We start from the raw sequence: 5,302 nt of genomic DNA on the forward strand, positions 1-5,302 counted from the left end.
TCCAGTGGGTCATGGTCACCCAGATTCACAATGCGCTCCTAGAGGTGAACGAGTACCTGGTTCTGGAGAAGGTCCTGGCAGAAAGCTACACGGTGTCGAAGGACGGCCTCCAGTACACATTCAAGCTCCGCAAGGGCGTCAAGTGGCACGACGGCTCGGAGTTCACAGTCGACGATGTGAAGTACACGTACGAGTACTACATGAATCCTGCCAACGCCGCCAACAAGGCGATCAACTTCGTCAACGTCGCAAAGGTCGAGATACCGGACAAGTATACTGCCGTCGTCAAGCTGAAGGAACCGTTCGCGCCGTTCCTCGTCAGCACGGCGACCGAGTTCATCCTGAACGCCAAATATCACGGCCGGATCGGCGAGAAGGCCTACAAGAGTCAACCGATGGGCACGGGACCGTTCAAGCTGAGGGAATGGCGGCCGGCCGAGTTCACGATCGTGGACGCCTTCGACCAACACTTCCGCGGGCGGCCCAACATCGACTCGTTCCGCCAGGACGTGGTGCCGGAGGCGTCCGTGCGCGCCATCGCGCTGCGCAGCGGCAGTTCCGACTCGGCGACGTGGCCCCTGCTGGCCGAGGACAATTTGCAATTCGAGGCCAACAACGGGTTCGTCGTCTTCCGGACGTCGAGCACAGGCGTGAATCATTTCCCGATCAACAACAAGCTCCCGCAGTTCTCCGACAAGCGCGTCCGGCAGGCGATGATGTACGCCATCGACCGGCAGCGGTTGATCGATGACGTGTTCAAGGGCACGGCCATTATCGCCCACTCCATCTATCCGCCCGCGATGCGCACCTGGTACGAACGCAGCGTCAAGACCTACCCGTACAACCAGACGCGGGCCCGGGCTCTGCTCGAGGAGGCTGGCTGGAAGATGGGGCCGGGCAACGTCCGCGCCAAGGACAACCAGCGGCTCTCCTTTACGTGCGCCGTCATCACGGGCGATCGGGCCCGCCGGCCGGAGGCGGAGATCGTCCAGCAGGACCTGGCCGGGGTCGGCATCGAGATGCGGATCGTCGAAAGGCCGGTGGCGACGATCCTGGCCCAGCTCCCGAAGGGTGAGCTCGACGCGTCGCTGTTCAACTGGACCTACAACACCAACGCCACCGAGCCCGACCCGCAGAGCACCCTCAAGTCGGGCGGGGTGCGCAACTTCGCCAGCTACAACAACCCGCGGATGGACGAGCTGCTGGCCCAGGGGCTGCGCGAGATCGACGTCAAGAAGCGGGCGAAGATCTACAGCGAGGTCCAGAAGATCTTCGTCGAGGACGTCCCCGTCCTGTACGTGATGTATTGGGATTGGTTCAACGTCTTCAACAAGCGGATCAAAGGGCTGCCGACCAAGCCAGAAACGGCGTTCGAGATCTACCGGAACGCATACAAGTGGTCGATTGAGTAGGTGAGGAGGCCGAGGCCCGGCCGATCGACGATTGCGGAGGGGACGGAAGGCTGCTGTCCCCTTCGCCGTCTCGAGGGAACCGCCATCGTGCTGGGGTCGCGCTAGGATGCAGCGCTACATCGCCGTCCGCCTCGCCCATGGGCTCGTGGTCATCCTGCTGGTGAGCGTGGGGACGTTCGTCATGCTCCACGTGATCCCCGGGGACCCTGTCTCCCTCATGATCGGTCAGGGGCGGACCAGCCAGGAACAGATCGATCTCATCCGCAAGAAGTGGGGGCTTGACCGGCCCCTGCCCGAGCAATACCTCACCTGGGTCGTCAACATGCTCCACGGCGACTTCGGCCAGTCGGTCGTGCGCAGCGGCATGCCGGTCAGGACGATGATCGCCGAGGCCGCGTCGGTCACGATTTCCCTCAACCTCATCGCATTTGGTATCGCGATCCTGATCGCCATTCCCGCGGGCCTCTTCGCCGCGGTCCGACGATATTCGGCCCTGGACTACGCCATCATGGTCGGCACGACGCTCGGCGTCGCTCTGCCCAACTTCTGGATCGGCCTGATGTTGATCGTGGCCTTCTCGCTCGTACTCCATTGGTTGCCGCCGTTTGGGCTGGGATCATGGCAGGGCTACGTTCTGCCCGTGACGGTCATCGTCGTCGGACAGCTGGCGCTCCTGGCGCGGCTGATGCGGAGTTCGACGCTGGACAGCCTGGGCGAAGATTTCGTGCGCACCGCCCGCGCCAAAGGCCTGCGCGAGAGCGGGGTCGTGATCCGTCACGTCGTGCGCAATGCCCTCCTCCCGATCGTCACGGTGGTCGGCTACCGGCTGGCGTTTATCCTCAGCGGCACCATCGTGATCGAAACCGTCTTCGCCATCCCCGGGCTCGGCAACCTATTCGTTGAGTCCGTGAACCGCGTCGATTATCAAGTGGTGCAGGCGATCGTGATGGTGCTCAGCGTCCTCGTGATCCTGGGCAACTTGGCGACCGACATGGTCTACGGGCTCATCGATCCGCGAATCCGCATCCGGTGACGCCGTGAGCCGCGACGCCGCCGTTGAGCGGATCCCTCGAGCGCCGGCGCGAGCGGCGCTGGCGCGGCGACCGGAATGGACGCGCGGGTGGCAGCGGTTCAAGAGTTACCTGCCCGGGGTGATCGGGCTGGGGTTCGTCTTGATCCTGGTCGTGCTCGCGGTGCTCCCGGACATCTTCGCGCCGTACCCGTACGCGCAGGTGTTCCGTGGCATGCGCGGCGCTCCGCCGTCCTGGGCGCACCCGCTCGGGTTCGACCACATCGGCCGCGACGTCCTGAGCCGGATCATCTGGGGAAGCCGGGTCGCGCTGCTGGTTGGGCTGCTGGCGACGAGTATCGCGGTGGTGATCGGGGTCGCCGTGGGCGCCTGCGCCGGGTACATCGGCGGGTGGGTGGACAGCCTGCTCTCGCGCATCGTCGACACGCTAATGGCCTATCCGCTGCTGGTGCTGCTCATCACCCTGGCCGCGGTGTTGGGCCCGAGCCTGGTCACCGTTGTCGTAATCATCGGCCTGACGACGTGGGCGCAATACGCTCGGGTGGTGCGGGCCGATGTCTTGAGTCTGCGCGAGCGCGAGTTCATTCTGGCCGCGCAGGCAGCCGGCGCGAGCCGCGTGCGGGTCATCTTCCGGCACGTGGTGCCCAACGTACTCAGCCCTATCATCGTGCTGGCCAGCCTGGGCATCGGCGGCATCATCCTGCTCGAGTCCGCGCTGTCGTTTCTGGGGCTCGGCGCACAGCCGCCGACGGCGTCTTGGGGCGGCATGCTGGCGGACGGCCGCGCGTACATCCTCACCTATCCCCAGATCGCAATCGCGCCGGGCGTCATGATCTCGCTCACGGTGCTGGCGTTCAATCTGGCGGGCGACGGACTGCGGGACGCGCTCGATCCGCGGCAGAAGGACGCCCTGATCCACCGATGACCGCCTATTCGATGGTCCGGTCGCAGGCGCTCATCGCTCGCCAACGGGGTTGCACGTCGCTTCCCGGTCCAGGGGATAGATCGGCCGCCGGAGCCGCCGGTAGGGGAAGCTCGGCAAGTTCGCGGTGGTGATCCCCTGCGGGTTTGGCCGTGACGATGTGCTTCGCGACCCCCGAGAACCCGGCGCGGAAGTGCGCGCTCGACTTCAGCCCGACGATGCGGAACCGGGCCACATCGATGCCGAGCAACAAGAACGGCTCCGGGTGGATCATCCCGAAGTACAAGCGGCCGATTGCGGAGGCGGAGCTTCAGTGGGGAGCCCACGAGATTTTGCAGGGGCTCAACGATAGCTGCCTTGCGATCACTCCGCGGGCAGCTGCACCTGTCCGACGCCCGCGTCGATGCTGATGCGGGTGCCGAACGGCGCCGACAGCTCCGCCATCCACCGCAAGACCTGGTCGGCGACGGCAGGGTCGGCGCGCCGCGGCGTTCCGCGGTCGGGCCAGGGTCGGCCGAATCCCAGCGTGAGCGGGTACAGACGGACCTCGCGCAGCTCGCGCCCCTCGAAGGTGCAGAGAGGGAGCACCGTCTCCCAATACAGCCGGTCGGCGGGAAAACTCTGCGTGTCGTTCTTGGAGAGGTGTTGAAACACTTCGGCGGGCGAGCACTCCGGATCGATTCGCAGCGTCTCGTAATCATCCGCCGGAACGCGCTGCAGGTATTCGGGCTGAAAGATGAAATTGCCGAGCGAGTAAAATACCGGCTTCCCCTTGTAGACCTCGAGACCCCGCAGCAGGTGCGGACCGTGGCCGATCACCGCGTCCGCGCCGGCATCGATGCACGCGTGCGCGAACTCGACGATGAAGTCGGCCGGGTGCCACCGTTCCTCTCCCTGCTCGTGCGCGTGGATGCTCACGAGCACCAGGTCCGACATCGCGCGGGCGAGCCGGACGGAGTCTAGGTTTCCGGCGAGGTCCTTCTCGTGCGCCTCGGTCTTGATGCGAAATTCAGGGCCGACCACAAACGATCGGTCAGCGAAAATAAACTCCCCCTCGCGTTTGGGCGGCGGACCGAATCCCATCCACACGCGGCGCTGCCGCTGGCGCTCGGCCCCGGTCCGCTCCGCGATGCGGCGAATCGCCTCCATGTGCTCCTGGTCGACGACGTACAGGGCATCGAAGCGCAGGGGGTTGAGGCCCGGCCGGCCCTGCACTTCGGCCCGCTGCGCCCCGGCGCGCTGGCCGGGCGCGAACGTAGACGCGCAGGCGACCAGGCCGACCCGACCCGCCGCGGTCTCAAGGAATGCCGGCATCCGCGCCTCCGCAAGGTGCCGCCCGGCACCGGCGCAGAGGAACCCCATCTCCTCCAGCGCGCGGAGCGTCTCGAGCGCGCCCTGCTCCCCGTAGTTGAGCGTATGGTTGTTGGCAAACGCGGTGAGGTTGAACCCGATCCGCATGAGATCGCGCGCGACCGCAGGATCGGCGGAAAGGTTCATCCCACCGCTCTCGACCACGGGCGTCCCCGCGTACCGGCTCAGCACCATCTCCATGTTCGTGAACGCCACGTCGGCCGACTGGATCAGCGCGACCATTTGTGTGAACGGATCGTCACGGTAGGAAGGAAGCCGCCGCGTAATGAGCGCGTCGCCCGTGGCGGTCACCACGAACCGCTTGGCCATGCCGGTCCCTCCGGTCTCAGTCTGCGATTCACTCCCGCTGACGCGGATCGAGCGCGTCGCGCAGCCCGTCTCCGAGCAGGTTGAACGCAATGACGCCGGGGGCGATCACGATCTGCGGGTATTCGCGAGACGGGCGAGTCTCCTCCTCTTCGGATTTACCCCTGGGCCTCGTACACCGCCAGTCCAACCCGGGCGATCGCCATCTGCCCGTCGAGGTCGTCGCCGAGATCCTTCCCAAACACCGAGATAACGCAGGGC

The 5,302-nt window shown here is 65.7% G+C and carries 5 protein-coding genes; 3 read left to right on the top strand and 2 right to left on the bottom strand.

The features are described 5' to 3' along the window. The 3 genes from VFP86_13365 to VFP86_13375 all read left to right on the top strand — a co-directional run. A partial coding sequence (locus VFP86_13365; GenBank protein ID HET9000628.1) for an ABC transporter substrate-binding protein occupies positions 1 to 1,412 on the top strand: 1,412 nt, incomplete at its 5' end. Positions 1,413 to 1,518: 106 nt separating this feature from the next. Continuing rightward, a complete protein-coding gene (locus VFP86_13370; GenBank protein ID HET9000629.1) occupies positions 1,519 to 2,445 on the top strand; it encodes an ABC transporter permease in 927 nt (308 codons plus the stop codon). A gap of 4 nt (positions 2,446 to 2,449) precedes the next feature. Further along, positions 2,450 to 3,367, top strand: coding sequence for an ABC transporter permease (locus VFP86_13375; protein HET9000630.1), 918 nt, complete (start codon positions 2,450 to 2,452; stop codon positions 3,365 to 3,367). A 4-nt stretch (positions 3,368 to 3,371) separates the two neighbouring features. On the opposite strand, the gene VFP86_13380 is transcribed toward VFP86_13375, so the two are convergent. Together VFP86_13380 and VFP86_13385 are read right to left on the bottom strand one after the other, a co-directional pair. Then, the gene (locus VFP86_13380; protein ID HET9000631.1) at positions 3,372 to 3,638 is read right to left on the bottom strand and encodes an MlrC C-terminal domain-containing protein; all 267 of its coding nucleotides are present in this window, start codon (positions 3,636 to 3,638) and stop codon (positions 3,372 to 3,374) included. An 89-nt stretch (positions 3,639 to 3,727) separates the two neighbouring features. Continuing rightward, the gene (locus VFP86_13385) at positions 3,728 to 5,044 is read right to left on the bottom strand and encodes a CapA family protein (GenBank protein HET9000632.1); all 1,317 of its coding nucleotides are present in this window, start codon (positions 5,042 to 5,044) and stop codon (positions 3,728 to 3,730) included. Positions 5,045 to 5,302: the final 258 nt, after the last annotated feature.

It is taken from the genome of bacterium (assembly GCA_035703895.1).
GTDB lineage: Bacteria > Sysuimicrobiota > Sysuimicrobiia > Sysuimicrobiales > Segetimicrobiaceae > Segetimicrobium.

Bases quoted from the DNA above. Each gene is read 5' to 3' on its own strand.
- VFP86_13380 (HET9000631.1), bottom strand. From the start codon at position 3,638: ATGATCCACCCGGAGCCGTTCTTGTTGCTCGGCATCGATGTGGCCCGG.
- VFP86_13370 (HET9000629.1), top strand. From the start codon at position 1,519: ATGCAGCGCTACATCGCCGTCCGCCTCGCCCATGGGCTCGTGGTCATC.
- VFP86_13385 (HET9000632.1), bottom strand. From the start codon at position 5,044: ATGGCCAAGCGGTTCGTGGTGACCGCCACGGGCGACGCGCTCATTACG.